The organism is Shinella sp. GW835-FHT14H05 (assembly GCF_058793575.1).
In genome coordinates this window covers 1,045,358-1,071,717 of sequence record NZ_JBXAFY010000001.1, presented here as the reverse complement: position 1 = coordinate 1,071,717, position 26,360 = coordinate 1,045,358, and the positions used below count along the sequence as shown (strand labels likewise).

Sequence of the window (26,360 nt, the reverse complement as noted above, 5' to 3'; positions counted from 1 at the left end):
GTGCGACGCCAGTCCGTCGCGGAACCCGAATTCCGAAAGACCCTAGATGACAAGTTTTGAAGGCCTCGCTCCGGCGATGGCAAAGGCGTTGGAAAAACGCGGCTACACCACGCTGACGCCCGTCCAGATCGCCGTCTCCGACCCCAAGCTCAGTGACGCCGACGCGCTGGTCTCCGCGCAGACCGGCTCCGGCAAGACCGTGGCCTTCGGCCTGGCGCTCGCGCCCACGCTGCTCGGCGGCGCGGAACGCTTCGAGCGCGCCGCAAGCCCGCTCGCCCTCGTCATCGCACCGACCCGCGAACTCGCCATGCAGGTCAACCGCGAACTGGACTGGCTCTACGAGATGACCGGCGCCGTCATGGCCTCCTGCGTCGGCGGCATGGACATGCGCACCGAACGCCGCGTGCTTGAGCGCGGCGCGCACATCATCGTCGGCACGCCCGGCCGCCTGCGCGACCACATCACCCGCGGCAACCTCGACCTCAGCGCCATCCGCGCCGTCGTGCTCGACGAGGCCGACGAGATGCTCGACCTCGGTTTCCGCGAAGATCTCGAATTCATCCTCGAAGCAGCACCCGAACACCGCCGCACGCTGATGTTCTCGGCCACTGTGCCGAAGGAAATCGCCGCCCTTGCGAAAAACTACCAGCGCAATGCGATGCGCATCTCGACCGCCGCCGAGCGCGAGCAGCATGTCGACATCGATTACCGCGCGCTGCTCGTGGCGCCCTCCGACCGCGAGAACGCCATCATCAACGTTCTGCGCTTCTACGACGCCCAGAACGCCATCGTCTTCTGCTCGACGCGCGCCGCGGTGAACCACCTCACCGCCCGCTTCAACAATCGCGGCTTCTCGGTCGTGGCGCTGTCGGGCGAACTCAGCCAGAACGAACGCACCCACGCGCTCCAGGCGATGCGTGACGGCCGCGCCCGCGTCTGCATCGCGACCGACGTCGCGGCCCGTGGCATCGACTTGCCGAACCTCGAACTCGTCATCCATGCGGACCTGCCGACCAATCCGGACACCCTGCTGCACCGTTCGGGCCGCACCGGCCGCGCCGGCCGCAAGGGCGTCAGCGCCCTCATCGTGCCGCTGAGCGCGCGCCGCAAGGCCGAGCGCCTGCTCCAGATCGCCAATCTCAAGGCGAACTGGGCAACCCCGCCCTCGGCCGAGGACATCCTGCGCCGCGACGACGAGCGCCTGCTCGCCGACCCCACGCTGACCGACAAGATCGGCGAAGACGAGATCGAAACTATCGACGCCCTCGTCGCGCGTTACGATGCCAGGCAGCTCGCCGCCGCCGTCGCCCGCTTCTTCAAGGCCGGCCGTTCGGCGCCGGAAGACCTGATCGAGGTCTCGCTCGAACAGCGCAAGCCGCGCGAGCGCGGCAACGACTTCATCCCGGCCGAAACCAAGCGCCCGCGCGACGGCTTTGGCTCCAGCGTCTGGATTTCCGTCTCGGTCGGCCGCAAGCAGCGCGCCGAGCCGCGCTGGCTGATCCCGATGCTCTGCCGCAACGGCAACATCACCAAGAACGAGATCGGCGCGATCAAGATGCAGCCGGAGGAGACCTTCGTGGAACTCTCCGCCGCCGCCGCTGACGGTTTCCTCGGCCATCTCGGCCCGACCAGCATGCTGGAGCGCGGCATCCGCGTGACGAAGCTCGACGGCCAGCCGGACCTGACCCCGCAGCCCTATGAGCGCATGCCCGGCGAGAAGAACCCGCGCTACGACAAGCCGGAGCGCCGCCCCGACTGGAAGCCGAAGGGCGAATTCGACAAGAAGCCGCGTTTCGAGAAGCGCGACGGCGACAAGCCGGCGGGTGCCGCCGCCAAGCCGCACTGGAAGGACCGCGACGGCGACAGCAAGAAGCCGGCAAAACCCTTCGCCGGCGCAAAGCCCTTCAAGGGCAAGCGCGACGAGAAATTCGCCAAGCCGGACGGCGCTCCGCGCAAGCCCAAGGCAAAGAAGCCGGATTACTCCTGACGGCCTTCGGCGGCGCGGAACTATCATGACCGCGCCGCGTTACCCTCGCGCTTTTGCGAGGGGATTTTGAATGGCAGGGGAAGCGACATCCGCCCGGGACGAGAGAAGTGAATTCAGCCGCTTCGTGACCGGCCTCGGCCGGGGCGTCGCCGGCGCGCTGTTCCTGGCGCTGCCCATGCTGATGACCATGGAAATGTGGTATCTCGGCTTCTACATGGCGCGCGAACGCCTGCTGCTGCTTCTCCTGATCAACATTCCCCTGCTCGTGCTGCTTGCCCATCGCATCGGCTTCGAGGAGACCTTCACCTGGCGCGAGGCGGTCCGCGACGCGATCATCGCCTATGGCATCGGCATTCTCACCAGCCTCGTGGTGCTGTCGGCGCTCGGCCTGCTGAAAGGCGGCATGCCGGCAAGCGAACTCGTCGGCAAGGTCGCGCTGCAATCGGTGCCCGCCAGCATCGGCGCCATGCTCGGCCGCAGCCAGCTCGGCCATGACGACGACGAGGACAGCGACGACGCGAAGGAAACGCGCTACCCCGCAGAGCTCCTGATGATGGGAGCAGGCGCGCTCTTCCTTTCGCTCAACATCGCGCCCACCGACGAGATGATGGTGCTCGCCTACAAGATGACGATCTGGCACGCCATCGTCGTCACCGTCCTCTCCGTCGCGCTCATGCACGGCTTCGTCTATGCGGTGTCCTTTACCGGCGGGCATGAACTCTCACCGGAAACGCCGTGGTGGCACGCCTTCGTGCGCTTCACCTTACCGGGCTACGTCATCGCGCTGTCGATCAGCGTCTTCACGCTGTGGATCTTCGAGCGCCTCGGCGACAGTTCCGCCGTCGAGATCATGCTCTCCGTCATCGTGCTCGGCTTCCCCGCTTCGCTCGGCGCCGCCGCCGCGCGGCTGATCCTGTGAGGCGACCGTGACGAAGACCGAAAAGGGCCGCCACCGCGAACGCCACGATCCGCACTGGATCGAATGGCTGACGGGCCTCGTCTCTGCCGTGCTGATCGCCGGCATGCTCGGCTGGCTCGGCTGGGAGGCCTTTACCCGCGAGGCGACGCCGCCGGATCTCTCCATCACCGTGCTGACGACGGAAAAGGCCACAACCGGCCACCGCGTCACCTTCGACATCTACAACACCGCGACCACCACCGCCGCGGCCGTCACCGTCATCGGCCGGCTGACGGAGGGCGACAGGGTGATCGAGGAAACCCACGTCGTCTTCGACTATGTCGCGGCGGAATCCAAGGCGACCGGCGCCATCCTGTTCCAGGCCGATCCGGCCGGCCGCACGCTCGATATCCGGCCTGCGGGATATACCGATCCGTAAATCAACGACAAGCTGTGGACGACGGCCGGCAAGGTGGAACCAATTTCGCCCCGATGGATTGAGCAGGAGGCAACCGTCCGTGTCCGCCCGCGAGAAAAGGGCATGGCAGATCCCGCAAGGCTCGAACCATGGCAATGCCCCTTCTCATCCTGCTGACGACGCAGGTCTTCCTGCCGGCCTTCTTTCTTCTATGGCTATGGCTGCCGCGCCCGCCCGACAGGCTGGGATGGATCATGCGCGTGCTCTACGGCGCATCCTACTTCGCCTTCATCGCCGTCATCGGCCGCTGGGATTTTCTGAGCACCACGCTGGCGGTCCTGCTGCCGGTCGCCTTTGCCGCCTGCGCCGCTCTCTCCTACCAGCGCCTGCGCGGCCACGCCTGGAACCGCTCGCCCTCGACGATGCGCGCGCACGGCTTCACCGCGGCGATGGCGGTGTTCTTCCTGGCGCTCACAGCCCGCGCGCTGTCGGGCTACGGCTATCAGGATAGCGCCGTGGAGCTCGCCTTCCCCTTCGCCGCCGGCCACTACTATATCGGTCAGGGCGGCAGCGCGACGGCGATCAACAATCACCACGCCGACCAGAGCCAGCGCTTCGCGCTCGATATCGTCGCGCTCAACGGTTTTGGCGCCCGCGCCGACGGGCTGATGCCGAAAGAGCTTTCCGACTACGAGATCTTCGACCGGGAGGTGAAAAGCCCGTGCACCGGCGTCGCCATCTCGATCCATGACGGCGTCGACGACAACCGCATCTTCGAAACCAACACCGAGCAGCCGGCCGGCAACCACGTCATCCTCGCCTGCGGCACGGCGCGCATCCTGCTCGCGCATTTCCGCAAGGGCTCGATTGCGGTCGCGGCCGGCTCGATCGTCAACGAAGGCGAAACGCTCGGCCGCGTCGGCAATTCCGGCAACTCGACCGAACCGCACCTGCACATGCACGCCTATCTTGGCGGCACGCTCGACTACAATGCCGGCCAGGGCGTGCCGATGACCTTCGACGGCCGCTTCCTCGTGCGCGGCTCGACCGTCACTGTCCCCCAGAATTAGGATTTGATCCGCTCGAACCAGCCGTCCTCGTCGATCACCTCGACATTGAATTCCTTCGCCTTGTCGAGCTTGGAGCCCGCCCCCGGTCCTGCCACAACGAGATCGGTCTTCTTGGACACCGAGCCCGCCACCTTGGCGCCCAGCCGCTCCGCCATGGCCTTCGCCTCGTCGCGCGTCATCTTCTCCAGCGAGCCGGTAAACACCACCGTCTTGCCAGCGACGGGGCTTGAGGTGACCACGACCGCTTCGACGGCCGTCGGCGTCACCTCCTGCAACAGCCGGCCGATCACGTCGAGATTGCGCGGCTCCTTGTAGAATTCCACCATCGCCCGCGCGACGACCTCGCCGATGCCGTCGATACTGTTGAGCTCGCTCCAGGCCTCGCCCGAAAGCGACACGGACGCCGTCATCGCCTCCGCGAAGGCCGCATAGGTGCCATAGGCGCGGGCCAGAAGCTTGGCATTCGTCTCGCCGACATGGCGGATGCCGAGCGCATAGATGAAGCGGTTGAGGGAAATCGATCGGCGCGCATCGATGGCGTCGTAGAGTTTGCGCACGCTCACCTTGCCGAAGCCGTCGATGTTTTCGAGCTTGGTCAGCGAATCCGCCTGCCGCTTTTCCAGCGTGAAAATATCGGGCGCGGTGCGGATCGTCAGCGACGGGTCTTCCGCCTCGAAGAAGAAGTCGATCTGTTTCGAACCCAGCCCCTCGATGTCGAAGGCGTTGCGTGAAACGAAATGTTTGAGATGCTCCACGGCCTGCGCGCGGCAGACGAAACCGCCGGTGCAGCGCGTGACCGAATCGAGCCGGCCGGTCTTTTCGTTGCGCTCGCGCACCGCATGGCTGCCGCAGACCGGGCAGGTTTTCGGAAATTCATAGGCGACGGCATCCGCCGGCCGCTTTTCCATCACCACGTCCAGCACCTGCGGGATCACGTCGCCAGCACGCTGCACGATGACGGTGTCGCCGATGCGGATGTCGTGCTCCTCGGCGCGGATGCGCTCGCCGCTATTGCCGATGCCCTCGATATAGTCGGCATTGTGCAGCGTCGCATTGGTGACGACCACGCCACCGACCGTGACGGGCGTCAGCCGCGCGACGGGCGTCAGCGCGCCGGTGCGGCCCACCTGGATGTCGATCTTCTCCACGGTGGTGAAGGCCTGCTCGGCCGGGAATTTATGCGCAGTCGCCCAGCGCGGCGAGCGCGAGCGGAAACCGAGGCGCTCCTGTAGCGCCAGCTCGTCCACCTTGTAGACGACGCCGTCAATGTCATAGTCGAGGTCCGGGCGGGCAAGCCCGATCTCGCGGTAATGCGCGATGATGTCATCGACGCGGGAAAGCCGCTTCGTCATCGGATTGACGGGGAAACCCCAGGATTTCAGCACCTCGATCATGCCATATTGCGTATCGGCCGGCATGGCGGACATCTCGCCCCAGGCATAGGCGAAGAAGCGCAGCTTGCGGCTCGCCGTCACCGTGGCATCGAGCTGGCGCAGCGAGCCTGCGGCGGTGTTGCGCGGGTTGACGTAGGTCTGCTTGCCGTCCGCCGCCATCTTCTCGTTCAGCGCCAGGAAGTCGCTCTTCGCCATGTAGACTTCGCCGCGCACCTCCACGACGTCAGGCGCCCCGGCCGGCAGGCGGTTGGGGATCTCACCGATGGTCAGCACATTGGCCGTGACGTTTTCGCCCGTCGTGCCGTCGCCGCGCGTCGCGGCGCTCACCAGCCGGCCGTTCTCGTAGCGGATCGACATGGAAAGCCCGTCGATCTTTGGCTCGGCGGTAAAGGCGATCGATTCGTCCGGCAGGCGGCCGAGGAAGCGGTAGACCGAATTGACGAAATCGCGCACGTCCTCGTCGGAAAATGTGTTGTCGAGCGACAGCATCGGGCGGGAATGGGTGATCGGCGCGAAGGTCGGCAACGGCGCGGAGCCCACCCGGCGCGACGGGCTGTCATCGCGCACCAGTGCGGGAAACCGCGCCTCGATCTCCTCGTTGCGCCGCTTCAGCGCGTCGTAGTCGGCATCCGAAATCTCGGGCGCATCCTGCCCGTGATAGAGCTCGTCATTGCGCGCGATCTCCGCCGCCAGAAAGGCCAGCTCGGCCGCAGCCTCTTCTTCGGTCAGGGTCTCGACGGGTGTTTTCGCGTTCGCCATGGCATGCTCCGGATTTGGAGTCGTTTTAGAGCAAACTTGGCGAAAGGAAAGATGGGAGCGATGCTCAGACGCCGCCCGACAACAGCCGCGCCGCCGCCGCCCTCGCCTCGTCGGTCACTGAGGCGCCGGCGAGCATGCGGGCGATTTCTTCCGTGCGGGCGCTGTCGTCCATGCGGGCGACGCGGGTGGCGACGGTCTCGCTGCCTTCGACGGGGCCTTTGGAGATGAGCAGATGCGTCGCCGCGCGCGCGGCGACCTGCGGGGCGTGGGTGACGGAGAGCACCTGCACCGTCGCGGAGAGACGCTTCAGGCGCTGGCCGATCGCATCGGCGACGGCGCCGCCGACACCGGTGTCGATTTCGTCGAAGACGAGCGTCGGGGCCGAGCCTCGGTCGGCAAGCGCCACCTTCAGCGCCAACAGGAAACGCGACAACTCGCCGCCCGACGCGACCTTCATGATGGGGCCGGGGCGCGTGCCGGGGTTGGTCTGGACGTGGAACTCGACCGTGTCGATCCCCTCCTCCGCGCCGCCCTCCGGATCGGTGGCGATCTGCACGGTGAAGCGCGCGCGCTCCAATTTCAGCGCCGGTAGTTCCGCCATGACGGCGGCGGCGAGCGCTTCGGCCGTGTGGTGGCGTTTTTCAGACAAGGACCGGGCGGCAAGCTCGAAGGCGGCGCGCATCTCGGTGAGCCGTGCCTGGAGCTGCACCAGCTTCTCCTCGCCGGCATCGAGATCGGCAAGATCGGCGATCATCTTCGCCGCAAGCGCCGGCAGGCCGGTGACGGGCACGGAATATTTTCGCGCGGCGGCGCGCAGTGCGAAGAGGCGTTCTTCCGTGCGCTCCAGTTCCTTCGGGTCGTATTCCGTCTTGCGCAGCGCCGCCTCGACGGCCATCTGCGCGTCGGAAAGCTGGCCCAGCGCCTGGTCGAGCAGTTCGACGGTTTCCTCCAGCAGGCCCGGCGCCTCGTGGCTCTTGCGCTCCAGCCGGCGCACGAGGGCGGCGATCAGCGGCACGGGAGAGGCATGGCCGTTCAGGAATTCGCTCGCCTCGTTGATGTCGCCGGCAATGCGCTCGGCCTTCATCATGCGGGCGCGGACCTCCGCCAGCGCATCCTCCTCGCCGTCCTGCGGCGAGAGCGCTTCCAGCTCGTCGACGGAGGAGCGCAGGTAATCGGCCTCGCGGGCGGCGGCCTCGACCTTGTCGCGGTGGCGCCGCAGCGTGCGCTCGGCCTCTTTCCAGCGGTGGTAGAGTGTGCCGACCTCGGTCGCCGCCTCGCCGAGACCGCCGAAGGCGTCGAGCAGCAGGCGGTGCGCATCCGTATCGACGAGCGCGCGGTCGTCGTGCTGGCCGTGGATTTCGACGAGAAGCTGGCCCGCCTGGCGCATCAGCTGCACGGAGACCGGCTGGTCGTTGACATAGGCCTTGGTGCGGCCATCGGCGGATTGCTGGCGGCGGAAGATCAGGTCGCCGTCGTCGTCGATGCCGTTGTCGCGCAAAAGCGCGCGGGCGGCATGGACGTTCGGCACGTCGAACACGGCCGTCACCTGGCCGCGCTCCGTGCCGTGGCGCACCAGCGAACCATCGCCGCGCCCGCCGAGCGCCAGCGAAAGGCTGTCGAGGAGGATGGACTTACCCGCGCCCGTCTCACCCGTCAGCACGGAAAGACCGGGCTCGAACGCAAGGTCGAGCCGTTCGATCAGGACGATATCGCGGATCGATAGCTGCGCCAGCATGGCCCTGTCATATCTCTTTTGCGTCAGACGCCGAGCAGATTCTTGCCTGCACGCGAAATCCAGGACCCACTGTTTTCACGCGGCTCCAGACCCTTGGACTGAAGCAGCTTGTAGCTGTCGGCATACCACTGGCTATCGGGATAGTTATGGCCGAGCACGGCGGCGGCGGTCTGCGCCTCGGTCTCGACGCCCATTGCATAATAGGTCTCGACGAGACGGGCGAGCGCTTCCTCGATCTGGTTGGTCATCGGGTACTTTTCGACGACCACGCGGAAACGGCTGGCAGCCGCGATGAATTCCTTGCGTTCGAGATAGTAGCGGCCGACCTGCATTTCCTTGCCGGCGAGCTGATCGCGGGCGAAACGGATCTTGGTCTGCGCGTCCTCGACATATTCCGAATCGGGGTAGTTTTCGACGACCGCCTGCATGGCTTCCAGCGTCTGCGCGGAGGCGCGCTGGTCCTGCGTCACGCTCGGGATCTGCTTCCAGTAGGCCAGGCCGACGATATATTGCGCATAGGCCGCATCGGACGAGCCCGGATAGAGATTGAGGTAACGCTTGCCGGCGGCGATCGCCTCTTCGTTGCGGCCCTGGCGATAATTCGTGAAGGCCGACATGACGAGCGCCTTGCGCGCCTGCTCGGAGAATGGATGCTGGCGGTCGACGGCCTCGAACTTGCGGCCCGCCTCCGTCACCTTGCCGGCATTGAGGTTGGCAAGGCCCTGATTGTAGAGCGTATCGGACGATTCGGTTTCTGCCGAAAGCTTCGTGATGTCGATGTCCGGATCCGACTGGCATGCGGAAAGAGCGACGGAGGATCCCGCCGCGAAAAGCGTAAGATAGACAATGCGCGCCGTCTTCTTCACACCAACAGACCCTGCAACAACCATGTGATAATCCCAGTTCAACGGCGCCCCATGCGGTCAGCCCGACACACGCGCGCTCCGCGTTCTATCTCCAAATGCCTGAAGACCGCAACGCCATGCCGGCGCATTAACGCATTTTTATGGCGGAGGTGTCGGGAAAGCGGCAACCGGAACCGGCCACTGGCCTCAAAGAGACCAGGGGGCGAATTCCGGCGCGTTGACGGCGATCAGTTCACGCTGTCCGGCGCGCGAGCGCGGGACAGCCGCTTCGACCACTTCATAGGCGGTGCGGTCGCTGAGCAGCGCCTTCAGCGCATAGGCGTTCATCTTGTGGCCGCCACGATAGGAGCGGTAGCAGCCGATGAACTGCGCGCCGGCAAGCGCCAGGTCGCCCACGGCGTCGAGCGTCTTGTGGCGCACGAACTCGTCCTTGGCGTAGCGCAGGCCCTCGACGTTGATGACCGTGTTGTCGTCGGAGATGACGACGGAATTTTCCAGCGACGAGCCGAGCGCATGGCCGGAGGCCCAGAGCTTTTCCACATCGCGCATGAAGCCGAAGGTGCGGGCGCGCGACAATTCGTTGCGGAAGGTCAGCGGCGTCAGGTCGCCCTTCCAGGCCTGGCGGCCGATCAGCGGGCAGTCAAAATCGATCTCGACTTCGAATCGCGTGCCGTCATAGGGCGAGAACTCGGCCCAGGAGGCGCCTGCCTCGACACGGACCGGCTTGATGATTCGGATGTAGCGGCGCTTGACCGAAAGCGGGATGAGGCCGACCTGGTCGATCGCGTCGATGAAGGGCGCGGAGCTGCCGTCCATGATCGGCATTTCGGCGCCGTGCACTTCGATCAGCACATTGTCGAGGCCGAGCGCATAGAGCGCGGCCATGACATGCTCGACCGTGGCGATCGACGTCGTCGGCGAAAAGCCGAGAACGGTGCACAGATCCGTGTTGCCGACCTGCGAGGAGACCGCGCGATATTCGCTGACCGTGCCGTCGTCATGCTGGCGCTGGAAGACGATGCCGAAGTCGGCTTCGGCAGGATTGAAGGTGATCGACACGGCTGCGCCGGAATGGACGCCCGTCCCGGCAATCGTCACCGGGTGGGAAATCGTCGTCTGGAAACCGAGCATACCGATCGTCATGTGCATTCGCCTCGTCTTACTATCGGCTGATTCTTCGCCGACATCTTATTTCACGGCCCAAGGATACCCTTGGCCGGGCGCGTTGCGCCCACCGACAAAGTTCGCCCGAAAGTCTGGAGTGATTTGGTGCGTTCCGGCTTGCGCCGACGATCCGATTCCTGACTGGCCCCTGTGCCCACGCTGAATGTAGTAGGTCCCTCAGTGTCAGACAAATCACTGTTTCTTTCGCTTTGTTACGCTTGCTTCAGCCCCCAAGCCCTTGAAGATAAAGCACAATAGAAAATGCCCGGACCTGGATCCGGGCATTCTGTAACACGACCCTGCGGGCGGCCTCAGTTCGACTGGCGACGGAGGAACGCCGGGATCTCCAGCTGGTCGTCCTCGCCGAGTGCACGCGGCTGCGGGTTGACGCGGCCGTGGTCGTCGAGCTGGCCGCGACGCGGGGCGTAGAGGCTGGCTTCCGGCGAAAGCGGGCGGCGCTGCTGCTGGGCCGGTGCCGCCGGCTCCTGGGCGGCCTGCGTTTCCTCATGACGGCCGAGCGACGAGGTCAGGCGCTTCAAGAGGCCCATCGGACCACGCTCTTCGTGGTGCGAGGCGACCGGCTGCTGGGCCGAACGGTGGTCCATCTCTGCCTGCACGACCGGCGGAAAATCCTCGATCTTCGGCATGCGCATGGTCTGCGGCTCCTGGCGGATGATCGGAGCGGCAGGCTCGACGCGCTGCTGCATGACCGGAGCCTGCTGCACCGGCTGCTGCTGGACCGGGCGCTGCACCGGCGTTTCGGCCGGGGCGGAGAACAGGCGGTTCTGCAGGCGCGGCTCTTCCTGGATGGAAGCGACCGGCTGCTGCATCTGCGCCGGGCGGCTGACCGGAATGGCAAGCTCGCGCTCGAGGCTCTCTTCCGAGGCGCGGATGGCTTCGGCGATCGGATCGACCATGGGCTGCTGGACGACCGGCTGCTGCATGACCGGCTGCTGGGCGACCGGCTGGGGAGCGGGTGCCACGGCCTGGACCGGAACGGCGGCGGACGGGCGAACTACCGGCTTGCTGAGGTTGCGAAAGTCAGCATTACGTGCAGCCACCTCCGAGGCCGCGCGGTCGATACCGGTTGCAACAACGGAAACGCGGATCAGGCCTTCGAGCTCTTCATCGAAGGTAGCGCCGAGTATGATGTTTGCGTCCGGATCGACTTCCTCGCGGATACGGGTTGCGGCTTCGTCGACTTCGAAGAGGGTAAGGTCACGGCCGCCGGTGATCGAGATCAGCAGGCCCTGCGCGCCCTTCATCGAGGTTTCGTCGAGCAGCGGGTTGGCGATCGCGGCTTCGGCAGCGGCCATGGCGCGGCCTTCGCCCGAAGCTTCGCCCGTGCCCATCATGGCGCGGCCCATCTCGCGCATCACCGAACGGACGTCGGCGAAGTCGAGGTTGATCAGGCCTTCCTTGACCATCAGGTCGGTGATACAGGCGACGCCCGAATAGAGCACCTGGTCGGCCATCGCGAAGGCGTCGGCGAAGGTGGTCTTGTCGTTGGCAATGCGGAACAGGTTCTGGTTCGGGATGACGATCAGCGTGTCGACCGACTTCTGCAGTTCCTGGATGCCCTCTTCGGCAAGACGCATACGGCGGCCGCCTTCGAAGTGGAACGGCTTGGTGACAACGCCGACGGTCAGGATGCCCTTGTTGCGGGCGGCCTGGGCGACGACCGGAGCCGCACCGGTGCCCGTGCCGCCGCCCATGCCGGCGGTGACGAAGCACATGTGGGTGCCGTTCAGGTGGTCGATGATCTCATCGATGCACTCTTCGGCGGCAGCGCGGCCGACTTCCGGCTGCGAGCCGGCGCCGAGACCTTCGGTGACGGCGACACCCATCTGGATGATCCGCGTCGCCTTGGTCATGGTGAGCGCCTGGGCGTCGGTGTTGGCAACGACGAAATCGACGCCTTCCAGGCCCGCGGTGATCATGTTGTTGACGGCATTGCCGCCACCGCCCCCGACGCCGAAGACGGTGATGCGGGGCTTCAGCTCGGTGATGTCCGGCTTCTGGAGCTTGATAGTCATTGCAGTGTTCCTTTCGTTTCCGGCCGCTTCGCCCAGCCGGTCTATTCCCAAAACTCAGATGTCGGTCTTTCCCGGCACTACGCCGCCGGGAAACCCGTCAGAAACTTTCCTTCAGCCACTGGCCCATGCGGGCGATACGGCCGTTGCCACCCGTGAGCTGCGAGAGCATGCCGCCCTGCACAGCGTGTTCTTCCAGTTCCGCTACCTGCGGATAGATCATCAGCCCGACCGCCGTCGAAAAGGCCGGTCCCTTCGCCGCCGTCGGCAGGCCGGACACGCCTAGCGGGCGGCCGATGCGGACGTTGCGGGCGAGGATGCGGCGGGCCACTTCCGGAAGCCCGGTGAGCTGGCTGGCGCCACCCGTCAGCACGATGCGTTTTCCGACGATCGGCGAGAAGCCGGATCGCTGGATGCGGTCGCGGATGAGCTCGATGGTCTCTTCGATGCGGGCCCGCACGATGCGCGACAGCAGCGCGCGCGGCACATGGGTCGGCTGGTCGCGGTCGTCGTCGCCGATCGGCGGGACGGTGACGATGTCGCGGTCGTCGCTGGCATTCGGCAGCGCCGAGCCGTGCACGACCTTGAGGCGTTCGGCATCCTCGATGCGGGTCGAGAGGCCGCGCGCAAGGTCCGTCGTGACGTGATGGCCGCCGAGCGAGACCGCATCGGAATGCACCAGCTTGCCTTCGGCGAACACCGAGATCGTCGTCGTACCGCCGCCCATGTCTATGCAGGCGCAGCCGAGTTCGACTTCGTCATCGACGAGCGCCGAAAGGCCGCTCGCATAAGGCGTCGCCACCATGCCCTCGACGGAGAGGTGGGCGCGGTTGATGCAGAGTTCGAGGTTCTTCAGCGATGCGCGTTCGGCGGTCAGCACATGCATGTCGACGCCGAGCACGTCGCCGAACATGGAGAGCGGATCGCGGATGCCGCGTTCGCCGTCGAGCGAGAAACCGGTCGGCAGCGAGTGCAGGATGGCGCGGTCCTGGCGCAGCGACTGCTGGCCGGCCACCGCAAGCACCTTGCGCAGGTCGTTCGCGTCGACTTCCTGGCCGCCAAGATCGATCGTCGCGGTGTAGACGTCGCTCTGGAGGCGGCCGGCGGAGACGTTGACGATCAGGCTTTCGATGGTGAGGCCGGCCATGCGCTCGGCCGCATCGACGGCAAGCCGCACGACGCTTTCGGCGGCGTCGAGATCGGTGATGACGCCGTTCTTCACGCCGCGGGATTTCTGATGGCCGATGCCGATGACTTCGACATTGTGCGTGCGGCCGGGCAGGATCTCGCTCTCGGCGCGCGGCGTCAGCCGGCCGATCATGCAGACGACCTTGGTGGAGCCGATGTCGAGGACCGAAACGACATGCGCCCGCTTGGAGGAAAGCGGCTTCAGGCGCGGCAGGCCAAAATGGGACGAACCGAAAATGCTCATGTGCGCTTCGCTGCCTTCTTCAGGTCCTTTGCCCTCTGCTCGACCGCCGCATTGCGACGTTCCAGCGCCCCTTCCGTCAGACGGACCGTCGTGCGGTCTTCCAACCGCAGATCGACCGCCGCGATATCCCGCTCCAAGAGCCCCTGCTCCGCTTCCAGCGTCGCCAGCACGTCCATGGCGCGCGGCACGTTGTGTTCCGGCAACTTCACGACGATGCCGTTGTCGAGGCGCAGATCCCAGCGGCGACCGGCGACCCGCACATAGGCCTTCACCCGCGCCTTGATTTCCGGCCAGCTGTCGAACTCGGCGGCGAAATCGGCCGCAGCCGTCTCGGCATCGCGGCCGACGAACAGCGGCAGCGTGGAAAACTTGTTGTCGCGCAGCGGCGCGATCACGCTGCCGTTCTTCTCGATCAGCGACAGGTCGGTGCCGTGCTGCCAAATCCCGAAGGCTTCACGCTCGTTGAGCGTGATCTCGATGGTGCCCGGATAGACCTTGCGGACCGAGGCATCCTCGACCCAGGGCAATTCGATCAGCTGCTTGCGCGCTTCGTTGACGTCGAGCGCGACCAGCGAGGTCGTGCCGTCAAGGCCGAGGCGCTCCAGGATGTCGATTTCCGAGGTCTCGTTGTTGCCCGAAACCTTGACGTCCTCGATGGCAAAGCCGATTGCCGTCGTGGAGGCCTGGGCGACATCCTGCGAGTGTCCGCCGAGCGACATGCCGTAAAGCGCCGTGGCGCCGAGGAAAAGCGCAGTCGCGACGCTGCCGGTGTGGCTGGGGATGTAGATGCGGCCGGCCGCAAGGCTGACCAGGAAACGCACGATCCGGCGCAGCGGGCGCGGCAGCACGCGACCGGCTTCCGTATCCGGAAGTCCGACGGGGCGCACCCTGCTCTTCTTGACGCTCAACGCAAACACGACGCGTCCTCCACCATCCACCGCAAGAATTCACCAAAGGAATGGCCGGCATGAACGGCCATTTCGGGCACCAGGGAGGTAGGGGTCATGCCTGGCTGGGTGTTGATCTCCAGCCATACAAGCTCGCCATTCTCGGAGAATCGATCGTCGTAGCGGAAGTCGGAACGGCTGACGCCACGGCACCCGATCGCTTGATGCGCCTTAAGGGAGAGTGTTTGTACTTTTTGGTAAATATTCGGTGAAATTTGCGCCGGGATGACGTGTTTCGAGCCACCTTTCACATATTTGGAATCATAGTCATAGAAGGCGTGGCCCTGCGGCACCACTTCCGTGACGCCCAGCGCCACATCACCCATGACGCCGCAGGTGAGTTCGCGGCCATAGATGTAGCGCTCGACCATGACGCTGTCGCCGTAGCGCCATTCCGAGGACGTGATGATCTGCGGCGGATGTGATTGGTCTTCCTTGACCATGACCACGCCGAAGGACGAGCCCTCGCGCACCGGCTTCACCACATAGGGCGGCTTCATCGGGTGGGCGGAGGTGAAATCGAAGCGGTTCATCAGCCGCTGTTCGGCGATCGGAACGCCGGCCGCCTTGGCGATGATCTTCGCCTGCGCCTTGTCCATGGCGAGCGCGGAGGCGAGCACGCCGGAATGGGTATAGGGGATTTCGAGAAATTCGAGGATGCCCTGGATCGTGCCGTCCTCGCCGAAGGGACCGTGCAGAGCATTGAAGGCGACGTCCGGCTTCAGTTCGCCCAGCACGCTTGCAATGTCGTGGCCCACGTCGACGCGGGTCACCTGGTAGCCCTCGGCCTCAAGCGCGTCGGCGCAGGCGTTGCCCGACGAAAGGCTCACCGGCCGTTCCGACGAAAAACCACCCATCAGCATCGCGACATGCTTCACGCTCATAGAACCCCCAACTTAAGTCCCAACACTGCCCCTCGTCGCTTGTGCGGACCTGATTTGCGTCTGCGATCCGACTCGGCGAACGAGATGGGATCACTAGAGCGTCATTAAGGTTAATGAAGCGTTTACTTTCGTTAACCGGACGCGACCCTGAGAAAATTTTCCTCGGGCCGAATCAAGTCACGCTTCGATTCTCTCTCTGGAATCAGAGAGTTGCGAAGTGTGCAAGAGGATGGCCGAAACCGGGACGCGAGAGCGGCTGGTAAACGCGACCGCGAAGCCTTGGTAAATAAGGCGGCCGGGCGGGCGCACGAAAAGTACGATTTTCCGCTCTTTCGGGCACATTTATTGTTTCATCGACCAGTCCGTTGGCGTATGAGCCCCCTGCTGCCTCCCAAGACGGCAAGGAAAAACAATCAAAAAGGCACCCACGATGAGCGATTCACTCGCATCCGGGTCGCCGACCGCGACGCATGCCAACCGCGCCGGGCTTAACTCCCCGGCGCGTGTTCTTTTTGCGAGCCTGGTCGGAACGACCATCGAATTCTTCGATTTCTACGTCTACGCTACGGCCGCCGTGCTGGTCTTCCCGACGCTGTTCTTCCCGAACAGCGATCCGACGACGGCACTTCTCGCGTCCTTCGCGACCTTCTCCATCGCCTTCTTCGCCCGCCCGCTTGGCGCCATCGTCTTCGGCCATTACGGCGACCGCGTCGGCCGCAAGACGACGCTTGTCGCGGCCCTCCTGACCATGGGCGTCTCGACCGTCATCATCGGCCTGCTGCCGTCATATGAAACGATCGGCGTGCTGGCGCCGCTGCTGCTGGCACTCTGCCGCTTCGGCCAGGGTTTCGGGCTTGGCGGCGAATGGGGCGGCGCGGTGCTGCTGGCGACGGAAAACGCCCCTCCGGGCAAGCGCAGCTGGTACGGCATGTTCCCGCAGCTCGGCGCACCGGTCGGCCTGTTCCTGTCCTCGGGCGTCTTCTGGCTGCTGCTGCATGTCATGTCGCAGGAATCGCTGCTCGCCTGGGGCTGGCGCGTGCCCTTCATCGCGTCGATCGTGCTGATCGCGGTCGGCCTCTGGGTACGCCTGTCGATCACCGAGACGCCGGCCTTCCAGAAGGCCATCGAGAAGCAGGAGCGCGTCGAAGTGCCGGTCGTGGAGCTTTTCCGCAACCACAAGCGCAGCCTCGTGCTCGGCACCTTCGTGGCGCTGGCGACCTTCGTGCTGTTCTATATCGGCTCGGCCTACCTTCTGTCCTACAACATCAAGGTGCTCGGCATCCCCTTCGTCGAGGCGCTGGAAATCCAGCTCGTCGGTTCGGTGCTCTTCGGCATCTTCATCCCGATCGCCGGCAAGCTGGCGGAACGGTTCGGCCGCCGCGAGGTGCTGATCGCCACCACGGTCCTGATCGGCATCTTCTCGTTCTTCCTGCCCGGCCTGATGACGAGCGGCGAAACGGCGATCTTCGTCTTCGTGGTCCTCGCCATGGCGCTGATGGGCATGACCTACGGCCTGATCGGCACGGCGCTTGCCGCCCCCTTCCCCACGAAGGTGCGCTATACCGGCTCGTCGATCACCTTCAACTTCGCCGGCATCTTCGGTGCGTCGCTCGCGCCTTACATCGCGACGTGGCTGCAGGCGAATTACGGCATGACCTATGTCGGCTATTACCTCGGCATCGCGGCCGTCATCACGCTCGCCTGCATCCTGCTTTCGGGCAAGGAAGAGGTCTGAGCCTTCGACAATCGAAAAACCCGCCGCGGCACCGCGGCGGGTCTTTTTTTGCCCTGTGATCAGTCGTCTTCGCCGACGATCTTCCAGGCCACGGCACCGATCACCGCGCCGACGATCGGCGCGAGCCAGAACAGCCAGAGCTGCGACAGCGCGGCCGTCTCGGCAAAGAGCGCCACGCCCGTCGAGCGGGCCGGGTTGACCGAGGTGTTCGTCACCGGGATCGACACGAGATGGATCAGCGTCAGCCCGAAGCCGATGGCGATCGGCGCGAAGCCGACCGGCGCGCGGCCATGCGTCGAGCCGAGGATGATGATCAGGAAGAACGCCGTCAGCACCACTTCGGCAACAAGCGCCGCCGTCAGCGAATAGCCGCCCGGCGAAAGCTCGCCATAGCCGTTCGAGGCAAAACCGCCCGCCTGGAAACCGGTCTTGCCGGAGGCGATGAGGTAAAGCACGCCCGCGGCGACGACCGCACCGACGACCTGCGCCACGATATAGGGCACGAGGCTTGCGGCCGGGAATTTGCCGGCGACCGTCAGGCCCACGGAAACCGCCGGGTTGAAGTGCCCGCCGGAAATGCCGCCCACCGTATAGGCCATGGTGAGAACGGTCAGGCCGAAGGCGAAGGAAACGCCGACATAGCCGATACCGAGGCCCGGCAAAGCGGCGGCGAGCACGGCACTGCCGCAGCCGCCGAAGACGAGCCAGAACGTGCCGAGAAATTCGGCAGAAAGTTTTTTAAACATGAAAGCCCCCTATTCCGAGCGCCGCTGGAGCAGCGCCAATCGCGCAACCATCGCGCGATTTGAATAGGTGTCGCTAAACTTCCCTGAACGGAAGCTGAATGAAAATGGAAATCTGCACGATTTCTAATAATCATACAATTCCCGTCATGCGGTCGTTTCTCCCTCCCACTCAACCATCCTCGCCAACCGCCTTCCAGACCACCGCGCCGATAACCGCGCCAAGCATCGGGGCGAGCCAGAACAGCCACAACTGCGACAGCGCGGCCGTCTCGGCAAAGAACGCGACGCCCGTCGAGCGGGCCGGGTTCAGCGAGGTGTTGGTGATCGGGATCGAGACGAGGATGATCACCGTCAGGCTGAGGCCGATGACGACAGGCGCAATGTCCGTCGGCGCGCAGCGATGGGTGGAGCCGAGGATGATGAAGAGGAAAAGCGCCATCAGCACCACTTCGGCGACGAAACCCGCCGCCAGCGAGTAGCCGCCGGGCGAGAGATCGCCATAGCCGTTCGAGGCGAAACCGCCCGGCTGGAAACTCGCCTTGCCGGACGCGACGAGATAGAGCACGGCCGCCGCCGCAGTCGCCCCCGCGACCTGCGCCAGGATATAGGGCAGGATGTGGCGGGCCGGAAACTTGCCGGCGACCGCCAGGCCGACGGAAACGGCCGGGTTCATGTGCCCGCCGGAAACGCCGCCGATCGCATAGATCATCGCCATCAGCGCAAGGCCCGCGGCAAGCGAAACGCCGAGCAGGCCGATGCCGACCTCCGGAACGGCGGCGGCCAGCACGCCGCTGCCGCAGCCGCAAAAGATCAGCCAGAACGTGCCGATGAACTCGGCGGAAAGTTTTTTGAACAAGAAATGCCCCCATCCACCCCGCACATGCAGGGCGCGTCGCGCACTGGATGCGCGATCTCACACAGTTTTTGAGACACTCGCCTGATGGGGGAGAGGGAGTGGCGGGACGTTCGAAAAACGCCCGCGAACTCCCCAGCAAGTGTACGACGTATCAGGCCGTTGCGCGGCCGAGGAATTCCTTTACCTCATAGCCCGGCATGAACCTGCCGAGGCGCTTGATTTCCCATTGCAGCAGGATACCGGAATGCTCCTGCACGCGGCTGCGAACGGTCTCGCCGAGATATTCCAGCTCGTAGCCCGTCGCCTGCCCGGTGTTGATCATGAAGTTGCAATGCATTGGCGACATTTGCGCGCCGCCGATGATCATGCCGCGGCAGCCGGCCTCGTCGATCAGCTTCCAGGCGGAATGGCCTTCCGGGTTCTTGAAGGTCGAGCCGCCGGTCTTTTCGCGGATCGGCTGCACCGTCTCGCGGTGCTGGCGCACGGCATCCATCTTGGCGCGGATCTCGGTCTTGTCGCCCACCTCGCCCTGGAAGACGGCGTGCGTGAAGATCAGGTCGGGGGAGGCTGCGGAATGGCGGTAGGTATAGCCCATGTCCGCATTGCTCAGCACATGCTGGTTGCCCTTGCGGTCGACGGCGTGCACCTCGACGACGACATCCTTCGTCTCGCCGCCATTGGCGCCCGCGTTCATGCGCAGCGCGCCGCCGATGGCACCGGGAATGCCGTAGTAGAACTCGAAGCCGGCAAGGCCGTGGTCGAGCGCCATGGCGGCCAGGTTCTTGTCCGGGCAGATGCAGCCCGCCTTGATGCGGTTCTCGCCGGCAAGCTCGACATCGCCGAAACCCTTGGCCGAAAGCCGGATGACGATGCCCGGAATGCCGCCGTCGCGCACGAGCAGGTTCGAGCCGACGCCGATGACGGTGAGCGGAACCTCTTCCGGCACGATCTTCAGGAAGGTGACGAGATCATCGACATCATGCGGATGGAACATCAGCTCGGCGAGCCCGCCGGCGCGGAACCAGGTCACGCGGTCCATCGGTGCATCCGGCGTCAGGCGGCCGCGGACTTGCCCGATCCCCTCGCCCAGCGACGCCAGTAGTTTTGCACCATCCACCTGCTTCATGCCACCTGTCCCGAAATGTCTGCCAGTTCCTTCGGCAGCGCCTGCGCCCAATATGTAATGCTGCCAGCCCCCAAGAGAACCACAAAGTCGCCCGGCTTTGCAATGGTGGCGACGATCGGCGCCAATGCTTCCGGTGATTGCAGGAAGCGCGCATCGCGGTGGCCGCCGGATTTGATGCGCGAAACCAGCTCTTCAGCCGTCACGCCCTCGATCGGATCCTCGCCCGCCGCATAGACCGGCGCGATCATCACGGTGTCCGCATCGTTGAAGCAGCCGGCGAATTCCTCGAACAGGCTCGCCACGCGGCTGTAGCGATGCGGCTGGTGGATCGCGATGATGCGGCCGGCACAGGCCTCGCGCGCGGCGCGCAGCACGGCCTTGATCTCGACCGGATGGTGGCCGTAATCGTCATAGACGCTGACGCCGTTCCAGTTGCCGGTCAGCGTGAAGCGACGCTTGACGCCGCCGAAACTTGCCAGGCCCTTGGCGATCGCCTCCGGCGACATGCCGAGGCGCTGCGCCACGGCAATCGCGGCCGTGGCGTTGGAAACGTTGTGGCGGCCCGGCATCGGCAGACGCAGGTCCTTCAGCGAAATCACCTGGCCGGTGCGGCGGCGGCGGATCTCCACGTCGAAGACCGAGGTCGCTCCGTCCATGCGGATATTGCCGAAGCGCACGTCGGCCTGCGGGTTTTCGCCATAGGTGATGACCTTGCGATCCTCGATGCGGCTGACCATCGCCTGCACTTCCGGATGATCGAGGCACATGACGCCGAAACCGTAGAACGGCACGTTTTCCACGAACTGGCGGAAGGCCGCGCGCACGGCATCGAAATTGCCGTAATGGTCGAGATGTTCCGGGTCGATATTGGTGACGACGGCGATATCGGCGGGCAGCTTCAGGAAGGTGCCGTCCGATTCGTCGGCCTCCACCACCATCCACTCGCCCTCGCCCATGCGGGCGTTGGTGCCATAGGCATTGATGATGCCGCCATTGATGACCGTCGGGTCGAGGCCACCGGCTTCGAGCAGCGTCGCGACCATCGAGGTCGTCGTCGTCTTGCCATGCGTGCCGCCGATGGCAATGGCATTGCGGAAGCGCATCAGTTCGGCGAGCATTTCGGCGCGGCGCACGACCGGCAGCAGCTTTTCGCGCGCCGCGACGAGTTCCGGATTGTTCTTGCGGATGGCGGTCGAGACAACGACCACTTCGGCCTCACCGAGGTTTTCCGGCTTGTGGCCGACGAAGACCTCGATGCCCTTTTCGCGTAGGCGCTGCACGTTGGCGCTCTCCGCCTGGTCGGAGCCCTGGACCTTGTGGCCGAGATTGTGCAGCACCTCAGCAATGCCGCTCATGCCGATGCCGCCAATGCCGATGAAATGAACGAGCCCTATGCTCTGCGGCATCTTCATGGCCGTTCTCCCTTGAATTGTGCGATCGTCCTGCCGCCCGCAATAGCCTCAACCATCGATGCGAGCAAGCGCGCGGCGTCCGGTTTTCCGGCCTTTCTGGCGCTCTCGGCCATGGCCGTCATACGGGCCGGGTCATGCATCGCCTTGGTAACGATGCTGGCAAGCCGCTCCGTCGAAAGCTCCGCCTGGGCAATGACCTTCGCCCCACCACCCGCGGCCAGAGCCGCCGCATTCGCCGCCTGGTCATGATCCAATGCATAGGGATAGGGCACGAGCACGGCCGGACGGCCGATGACCGAGACTTCCGAAACCGTCGAGGCGCCCGAGCGGCTGATGATCAGATGCGCCCGCCCGATGCGCGCCGCCATGTCGTTGAAGAAGGGCGAGACATCCGCCGGAATGCCGAGCTCGGCATAGGTGCGCACCACCTCGTCGCGGTCTTCCGTCCGCGCCTGCTGGGTGATTCTCAGCCGTGCACGGTCGGCCGGTTCCATCGCGGCAATCGCCGAGGGGATGGCCTTGGAGAAGAACTGCGCACCCTGACTGCCGCCGAAAACGACGAGGCGGAATTCGCCGTCCGTCGAGGCTTCATAGGGAATGGCCGCAGCCTCAAGCACGGCGGGACGAACCGGGTTGCCCGTCGTCACCGTCTTGTCGGCATATTGACCGCCGGTCTCCGGCAGGAATCCGCCGGCAATCGCCTTCACGCGGTTGGCGAGCGCCTTGTTGGCGCGGCCCATCACGGCGTTCTGCTCATGGATCATCGAGGGGATGCCCATGCCCGTCGCGGCGAGAAGCGGCGGCACGGTCGGGTAGCCGCCGAAACCGACGACCACCTTCGGCCTCAGCCGCGCCATCAGTTTTCGCGCGGCGCGCATGCCCTTCCACAGCGTGAAGAGCGAGCGGGCAACGCTGATCGGGTTCTTCGAGCCGATTGTGGCGGAGGGCACGACATGGATCGCATCTGCCGGGAACTTCCCCGCAAAACGCTCCGCGCGGCTATCGGTCACGAGATGCACCGACCAGCCACCGGACTTCAGCTCATGCGCCAGCGCCTCTGCGGGAAAGAGATGACCGCCGGTGCCACCCGCGGCGAGAAGAACGATGCCTTTGTCCATGCAAAACCCTTATTCGGCCGGCGCCACGATGCCACCGCGGAAGAGGCTGCGCTCGGAGGCGCGCTTTTCCGGGCGGTGGCGGGTTAGCGCCAGGATGAAGCCGGCCGTCACGCAGATCGCGATCATCGACGAGCCGCCATAGGAAATCAGCGGCAGCGTCATGCCCTTGGCCGGCAGCAGTTCGAGGTTCACGCCGATATTGATCATCGACTGCGTGCCCATCTGCAAGACGAGGCCGGCGACGGCAAACCGCGTGAAATCATTGCGCTCCTTGAAGGCATGGTTGAGGCCGCGCATCACCACGAAGGCGAAGATCAGCACGATGACCATGCAGAAGAGGATGCCGAACTCTTCGGCCGCAACGGAGAAGATGAAGTCGGTGTGGCTGTCCGGGATGATGCGCTTGACGGTGCCCTCGCCCGGCCCCTGGCCGAACCAGTCGCCGCGGATGATGGCTTCGCGCGCCGTATCCATCTGGAACGTGTCGCCCTCGCCGGTCATGAACTTGTCGATACGGCCCGCGACGTGCGGCAGGAACGTATAGGCCGTCAGAAGGCCGCCGACGGCCGCACCGCCGAGCACGATGATCCACAGCCACGGCATGCCGGCCATGAAGAACATGCCGCCCCAGACGGCGGCGGTCAGGATGGTCTGGCCAAGGTCGGGCTGCGCGACGAGCAGGGCCGCGACGATGCCGAAGAGGATGATCGCGAAGAGGTTGCCGGGGATTTCCGGCTGGCGGGCATGTTCGGCGAACAGCCAGGCGCAGATGACGACGAAGGCCGGCTTCATGAACTCCGACGGCTGGATGGAGAAGCTGCCGATGGAAATCCAGCGCCGCGAGCCCTTGACCTCGACGCCGAAGAACAGCGCGAGCACCATGGCCGCGAGCGAAATGACGAGGAGGATCATCGCCGCACGGCGCACCTGGCGCGGCGACATGAAGGAGATGCCGAACATCACGGCGATGGCCGGCAGCAGGAACACCGCATGGCGCTTGACGAAGTGGAAGCTGTCGAGCCCGAGACGCTCGGCGACCGGCGGGCTTGCCGCAAAGGACAGCATGAAGCCGAGGCCCATCAAAAGGATGAAGGCCGCGAGGAAGAACCGGTCTATCGTCCAGAACCAGTCCGCCAATGCACCACGTTCGGCACGACTAACCATGTCTCTTTCCTCTGTTGCAAAACAATTCCAAACGCCGCCGCCGCACACGTTTACGGGAATTGCTTCCGTTCAAACTTCAATAAGCATGGACACGCCGGGCAGCGCCGCGACATGTTTCACGAAGGCATCGCCTCTGACTTCAAAGTTCTTGTACTGGTCGAAGCTTGCGCAAGCCGGGGATAGAAGAACCGCAACCGGCCCGCTCCCATCCCGCCCGGCATCCGCCGCCGCGTCCTGCACGGCCCGCTCCAGCGTGCCGGATATTTCGAAAGGCACCGCCTCGCCGAGCGTCGCCGCAAAGGCAGGCGCCGCCTCGCCGATCAGATAGGCTTTGGCGATCTTCGGGAAGAAGTCGCCGAGCGTGGAAATGCCGCCTTCTTTCGCAACGCCACCGGCAATCCAGTAGATGCGCTCGAAGCTCGACAGTGCCGGGGCCGCGGCATCGGCGTTGGTGGCCTTGGAATCGTTGACGAACAGCGTGTCGCCCTTGCGACCGACCGGCTGCATGCGGTGCTTCAGCCCCGGGAACGAGGCAAGGCCGGCGCGAATCTCATCCTCGCTGACACCGACGGCAAGGCAGGCGCCGACGGCGGCCGCAGCATTCTGGGCATTGTGCGCGCCGCGCAACGTCTGGATCGGTGAGAGGTCGGCGACTTCATGCGTCGCGCCACCCCGGGCAAGGACCAGACGAGCGCCCTCGGCATAGATGCCATCAGCAAGCACGCTGCGCTTGGAGATGCGCACGACCTTGGTGCCGGCCCGCTCGATGCGGTCGGCGATGCGTTCACAATAGCTGTCGTCGACGCCGACGATCGCGGTCCCGCTGCCGGCGACCAGGCGCTCCTTGACGTCGGCATAGTGCTCGATCGAGCCGTGGCGATCGAGATGGTCGGGCGTCACGTTGAGCAGGATGCCGGCCGACGGGTTCAGCGTCGGCGCGAGGTCGATCTGGTAGGACGAGCACTCGAGCACGTAGAAGCGGACGGCCTTCGGCGGATCGAGCGTCAGCACGGCCGTGCCGATATTGCCGCCGAGCTGCGTATCGCGGCCGCTCGATTTCAGGATATGGGCGATCAGGGCCGTGGTCGTCGACTTGCCGTTCGTCCCGGTGATGGCGATGAAGGGGCAATCCGGCGCATGCGCCCGGCGTTCGCGCGCGAAAAGCTCGATGTCGCCGATCACTTCCACGCCGGCGGTGCGCGCGAGATCGGCGCTCCAGTGGGGCTTCGGATGGGTCAGCGGCACGCCGGGTGACAGCACCAGCGCGGCGATGGTCGTCCAGTCGAGGCTGCGCAGGTCCCCGGTCTTCACGCCAGCGGCGGCAGCGTTCTCGACGCTCGCCGCGCTGTCGTCCCAGGCGGTCACATCCGCGCCGCCGGCGGCGAGCGCCAGCGCCGTCGCAAGGCCGGAGCCGCCGAGCCCGAAGAGCGCGACCGCCTTGCCCTTGAAGGTGGTGACGGGGATCATCGAAGCCTCACCGCAGCTTGAGCGTGGAGAGGCCGACCAGGCCGAGCACCACGGCAATGATCCAGAAGCGCACGACGACCTGGCTTTCCGTCCAGCCCTTCTTTTCGAAATGGTGGTGGATCGGCGCCATGAGGAAAACGCGTTTTCCCGTGAGCTTGAACGAGGCGACCTGGATGATGACCGACAACGTTTCCATGACGAAGAGGCCGCCGATGATCGCCATGACGATCTCGTGCTTGGTGGCGACCGCCACCGTGCCGATGAGGCCCCCGAGCGCCAGCGACCCTGTATCGCCCATGAAGATGGCGGCGGGCGGCGCGTTGAACCACAGGAAGCCGAGGCCCGCGCCGATGACAGCGCCGAGCACGACGGCAAGTTCACCCGTGCCGGGCACGAAATGGATCTGCAGGTAGTTCGCGAACACCGCGTTGCCGGCGAGATAGGCGATGACGCCGAAGGAGGCGGCCGAGATCATTACTGGAACCGTTGCGAGGCCATCGAGGCCGTCCGTCAGGTTCACCGCATTGCCGGCCGCGACGATGACGAAGCCGCCGAACAGCACGAAGAAGATGCCAAGATTGACCATGAAGTCCTTGGCGAAGGGGAAGGCAATCGAGGAGCCGAAGGTCGAGCCAGCGGGGCCCGTCGCAAGCGAGGCGCGCATCATGAAATAGGTTGCCGCGCCCGCAATGATGAATTCCAGCGCAAGGCGCGCCTTGCCGGAAAAGCCCTTGTCGGTCTGCTTGGTGACCTTCAGGTAGTCGTCGTAAAAGCCGATGGCGCCGAAGCCAAGCGTCACGAGCAGCGTGGCGACCACATAGACGTTGGAGAGATCCGCCCAGAGCAGCGCGCTGCCGACGATACCCGCGAGGATCATCAGGCCGCCCATGGTGGGGGTGCCGGCCTTCTTGAAGTGGGTCTGCGGCCCGTCGGCGCGGATCGGCTGGCCCTTGCCCTGGCGAATGCGCAGGGAGGCGATGATCATCGGTCCGAACAGGAAGACGATGGTGGCCGAGGTGAACAGCGCAGCGCCCGTCCGGAAGGTAATGTAGCGGAACAGGTTGAACACCTGAACGGTGTCAGCCAGCTCGACGAGCCAAAGCAGCATTGTCACCCTTTCCCCAAAAGGTTCCCCGAAACGCCCGCGGC

The 26,360-nt window shown here is 65.1% G+C and carries 21 protein-coding genes; 5 read left to right on the top strand and 16 right to left on the bottom strand.

Translation table 11 applies throughout. The features are described from left to right. Positions 1 to 46 precede the first annotated feature (46 nt). The 4 genes from AC1Q6Z_RS05270 (at position 47) to AC1Q6Z_RS05255 (ending at position 4,373) form a co-directional block, all read left to right on the top strand. Entirely contained in the window at positions 47 to 1,987 is a 1,941-nt protein-coding gene (locus tag AC1Q6Z_RS05270) for a DEAD/DEAH box helicase (RefSeq protein WP_492646962.1), read from the top strand. A gap of 70 nt (positions 1,988 to 2,057) precedes the next feature. Continuing rightward, on the top strand, positions 2,058 to 2,906 hold the full coding sequence (locus AC1Q6Z_RS05265) for a TIGR02587 family membrane protein (protein WP_492646961.1): 849 nt from the start codon (positions 2,058 to 2,060) through the stop codon (positions 2,904 to 2,906). A 7-nt stretch (positions 2,907 to 2,913) separates the two neighbouring features. Next, a complete protein-coding gene (locus AC1Q6Z_RS05260) occupies positions 2,914 to 3,324 on the top strand; it encodes a TIGR02588 family protein (RefSeq protein WP_492646960.1) in 411 nt (136 codons plus the stop codon). Between the two features lie 128 nt (positions 3,325 to 3,452). Continuing rightward, positions 3,453 to 4,373 (top strand): M23 family metallopeptidase, encoded by a 921-nt coding sequence (locus tag AC1Q6Z_RS05255; RefSeq protein WP_492646959.1) that lies wholly within the window; start codon positions 3,453 to 3,455, stop codon positions 4,371 to 4,373. Here AC1Q6Z_RS05255 and ligA read toward each other — a convergent pair. From ligA to AC1Q6Z_RS05215, 8 genes are all read right to left on the bottom strand, one after another. After that, complete coding sequence (gene ligA, locus AC1Q6Z_RS05250; RefSeq protein ID WP_492646958.1) at positions 4,370 to 6,526, bottom strand: NAD-dependent DNA ligase LigA; 2,157 nt, start codon at positions 6,524 to 6,526, stop codon at positions 4,370 to 4,372. The genes AC1Q6Z_RS05255 and ligA overlap by 4 nt on opposite strands. A gap of 64 nt (positions 6,527 to 6,590) precedes the next feature. Next, positions 6,591 to 8,261 carry a DNA repair protein RecN gene (recN, locus tag AC1Q6Z_RS05245; protein ID WP_492646957.1) on the bottom strand — a complete coding sequence of 557 codons (1,671 nt, stop codon included), beginning with the start codon at positions 8,259 to 8,261 and terminating at the stop codon, positions 6,591 to 6,593. A gap of 23 nt (positions 8,262 to 8,284) precedes the next feature. After that, positions 8,285 to 9,151 carry an outer membrane protein assembly factor BamD gene (locus tag AC1Q6Z_RS05240; RefSeq protein WP_256117140.1) on the bottom strand — a complete coding sequence of 289 codons (867 nt, stop codon included), beginning with the start codon at positions 9,149 to 9,151 and terminating at the stop codon, positions 8,285 to 8,287. Positions 9,152 to 9,313: 162 nt separating this feature from the next. Beyond that, a complete protein-coding gene (lpxC, locus tag AC1Q6Z_RS05235; protein ID WP_256117141.1) occupies positions 9,314 to 10,270 on the bottom strand; it encodes a UDP-3-O-acyl-N-acetylglucosamine deacetylase in 957 nt (318 codons plus the stop codon). Positions 10,271 to 10,602: 332 nt separating this feature from the next. Then, complete coding sequence (gene ftsZ, locus AC1Q6Z_RS05230; RefSeq protein WP_256117142.1) at positions 10,603 to 12,327, bottom strand: cell division protein FtsZ; 1,725 nt, start codon at positions 12,325 to 12,327, stop codon at positions 10,603 to 10,605. A 97-nt stretch (positions 12,328 to 12,424) separates the two neighbouring features. Further along, the gene (gene ftsA / locus AC1Q6Z_RS05225; protein ID WP_256117143.1) at positions 12,425 to 13,756 is read right to left on the bottom strand and encodes a cell division protein FtsA; all 1,332 of its coding nucleotides are present in this window, start codon (positions 13,754 to 13,756) and stop codon (positions 12,425 to 12,427) included. After that, complete coding sequence (locus AC1Q6Z_RS05220; protein WP_492646956.1) at positions 13,753 to 14,673, bottom strand: cell division protein FtsQ/DivIB; 921 nt, start codon at positions 14,671 to 14,673, stop codon at positions 13,753 to 13,755. Before AC1Q6Z_RS05220 ends, ftsA begins: the two co-directional genes overlap by 4 nt. Then, entirely contained in the window at positions 14,661 to 15,587 is a 927-nt protein-coding gene (locus AC1Q6Z_RS05215; RefSeq protein WP_439616331.1) for a D-alanine--D-alanine ligase, read from the bottom strand. The genes AC1Q6Z_RS05220 and AC1Q6Z_RS05215 overlap by 13 nt, the downstream gene beginning before the upstream one ends. 430 nt (positions 15,588 to 16,017) lie before the next feature. On the opposite strand from AC1Q6Z_RS05215, the gene AC1Q6Z_RS05210 reads away from it, so the two are divergent. Further along, complete coding sequence (locus AC1Q6Z_RS05210; protein ID WP_439627855.1) at positions 16,018 to 17,322, top strand: MFS transporter; 1,305 nt, start codon at positions 16,018 to 16,020, stop codon at positions 17,320 to 17,322. Between the two features lie 59 nt (positions 17,323 to 17,381). Here AC1Q6Z_RS05210 and aqpZ (AC1Q6Z_RS05205) read toward each other — a convergent pair whose 3' ends face one another. The 8 genes from aqpZ (AC1Q6Z_RS05205) to mraY all read right to left on the bottom strand — a co-directional run bounded on the left by aqpZ (AC1Q6Z_RS05205) (position 17,382) and on the right by mraY (position 26,319). After that, positions 17,382 to 18,068: an aquaporin Z gene (gene aqpZ / locus AC1Q6Z_RS05205; RefSeq protein ID WP_492646955.1), complete on the bottom strand. Its 687-nt coding sequence runs from the start codon at positions 18,066 to 18,068 to the stop codon at positions 17,382 to 17,384. Between the two features lie 169 nt (positions 18,069 to 18,237). Then, complete coding sequence (aqpZ, locus tag AC1Q6Z_RS05200; RefSeq protein WP_492646954.1) at positions 18,238 to 18,924, bottom strand: aquaporin Z; 687 nt, start codon at positions 18,922 to 18,924, stop codon at positions 18,238 to 18,240. 151 nt (positions 18,925 to 19,075) lie between these two features. After that, positions 19,076 to 20,050: a UDP-N-acetylmuramate dehydrogenase gene (murB, locus tag AC1Q6Z_RS05195; protein ID WP_492646953.1), complete on the bottom strand. Its 975-nt coding sequence runs from the start codon at positions 20,048 to 20,050 to the stop codon at positions 19,076 to 19,078. Continuing rightward, a complete protein-coding gene (gene murC / locus AC1Q6Z_RS05190; RefSeq protein ID WP_492646952.1) occupies positions 20,047 to 21,462 on the bottom strand; it encodes a UDP-N-acetylmuramate--L-alanine ligase in 1,416 nt (471 codons plus the stop codon). Before murC ends, murB begins: the two co-directional genes overlap by 4 nt. Further along, on the bottom strand, positions 21,459 to 22,580 hold the full coding sequence (gene murG / locus AC1Q6Z_RS05185; RefSeq protein WP_492646951.1) for an undecaprenyldiphospho-muramoylpentapeptide beta-N-acetylglucosaminyltransferase: 1,122 nt from the start codon (positions 22,578 to 22,580) through the stop codon (positions 21,459 to 21,461). Before murG ends, murC begins: the two co-directional genes overlap by 4 nt. A gap of 9 nt (positions 22,581 to 22,589) precedes the next feature. After that, positions 22,590 to 23,744: a putative lipid II flippase FtsW gene (ftsW, locus tag AC1Q6Z_RS05180; RefSeq protein WP_256117154.1), complete on the bottom strand. Its 1,155-nt coding sequence runs from the start codon at positions 23,742 to 23,744 to the stop codon at positions 22,590 to 22,592. A gap of 69 nt (positions 23,745 to 23,813) precedes the next feature. Next, positions 23,814 to 25,211, bottom strand: a complete 1,398-nt coding sequence (gene murD, locus AC1Q6Z_RS05175; RefSeq protein ID WP_492646950.1) for a UDP-N-acetylmuramoyl-L-alanine--D-glutamate ligase — start codon at positions 25,209 to 25,211, stop codon at positions 23,814 to 23,816. 7 nt (positions 25,212 to 25,218) lie between these two features. After that, entirely contained in the window at positions 25,219 to 26,319 is a 1,101-nt protein-coding gene (gene mraY, locus AC1Q6Z_RS05170; protein WP_256117159.1) for a phospho-N-acetylmuramoyl-pentapeptide-transferase, read from the bottom strand. Between the last annotated feature and the right edge of the window lie 41 nt (positions 26,320 to 26,360).

Coding starts and splice junctions, on each gene's coding strand:
- AC1Q6Z_RS05270 (WP_492646962.1), top strand. CDS start 47: ATGACAAGTTTTGAAGGCCTCGCTCCGGCGATGGCAAAGGCGTTGGAA.
- AC1Q6Z_RS05265 (WP_492646961.1), top strand. CDS start 2,058: ATGGCAGGGGAAGCGACATCCGCCCGGGACGAGAGAAGTGAATTCAGC.
- AC1Q6Z_RS05255 (WP_492646959.1), top strand. CDS start 3,453: ATGGCAATGCCCCTTCTCATCCTGCTGACGACGCAGGTCTTCCTGCCG.
- ligA (WP_492646958.1), bottom strand. CDS start 6,526: ATGGCGAACGCGAAAACACCCGTCGAGACCCTGACCGAAGAAGAGGCT.
- recN (WP_492646957.1), bottom strand. CDS start 8,261: ATGCTGGCGCAGCTATCGATCCGCGATATCGTCCTGATCGAACGGCTC.
- AC1Q6Z_RS05240 (WP_256117140.1), bottom strand. CDS start 9,151: ATGGTTGTTGCAGGGTCTGTTGGTGTGAAGAAGACGGCGCGCATTGTC.
- lpxC (WP_256117141.1), bottom strand. CDS start 10,270: ATGACGATCGGTATGCTCGGTTTCCAGACGACGATTTCCCACCCGGTG.
- ftsZ (WP_256117142.1), bottom strand. CDS start 12,327: ATGACTATCAAGCTCCAGAAGCCGGACATCACCGAGCTGAAGCCCCGC.
- ftsA (WP_256117143.1), bottom strand. CDS start 13,756: ATGAGCATTTTCGGTTCGTCCCATTTTGGCCTGCCGCGCCTGAAGCCG.
- AC1Q6Z_RS05215 (WP_439616331.1), bottom strand. CDS start 15,587: ATGAGCGTGAAGCATGTCGCGATGCTGATGGGTGGTTTTTCGTCGGAA.
- AC1Q6Z_RS05210 (WP_439627855.1), top strand. CDS start 16,018: ATGAGCGATTCACTCGCATCCGGGTCGCCGACCGCGACGCATGCCAAC.
- aqpZ (WP_492646955.1), bottom strand. CDS start 18,068: ATGTTTAAAAAACTTTCTGCCGAATTTCTCGGCACGTTCTGGCTCGTC.
- murB (WP_492646953.1), bottom strand. CDS start 20,050: ATGAAGCAGGTGGATGGTGCAAAACTACTGGCGTCGCTGGGCGAGGGG.
- murC (WP_492646952.1), bottom strand. CDS start 21,462: ATGAAGATGCCGCAGAGCATAGGGCTCGTTCATTTCATCGGCATTGGC.
- murG (WP_492646951.1), bottom strand. CDS start 22,580: ATGGACAAAGGCATCGTTCTTCTCGCCGCGGGTGGCACCGGCGGTCAT.
- ftsW (WP_256117154.1), bottom strand. CDS start 23,744: ATGGTTAGTCGTGCCGAACGTGGTGCATTGGCGGACTGGTTCTGGACG.
- murD (WP_492646950.1), bottom strand. CDS start 25,211: ATGATCCCCGTCACCACCTTCAAGGGCAAGGCGGTCGCGCTCTTCGGG.
- mraY (WP_256117159.1), bottom strand. CDS start 26,319: ATGCTGCTTTGGCTCGTCGAGCTGGCTGACACCGTTCAGGTGTTCAAC.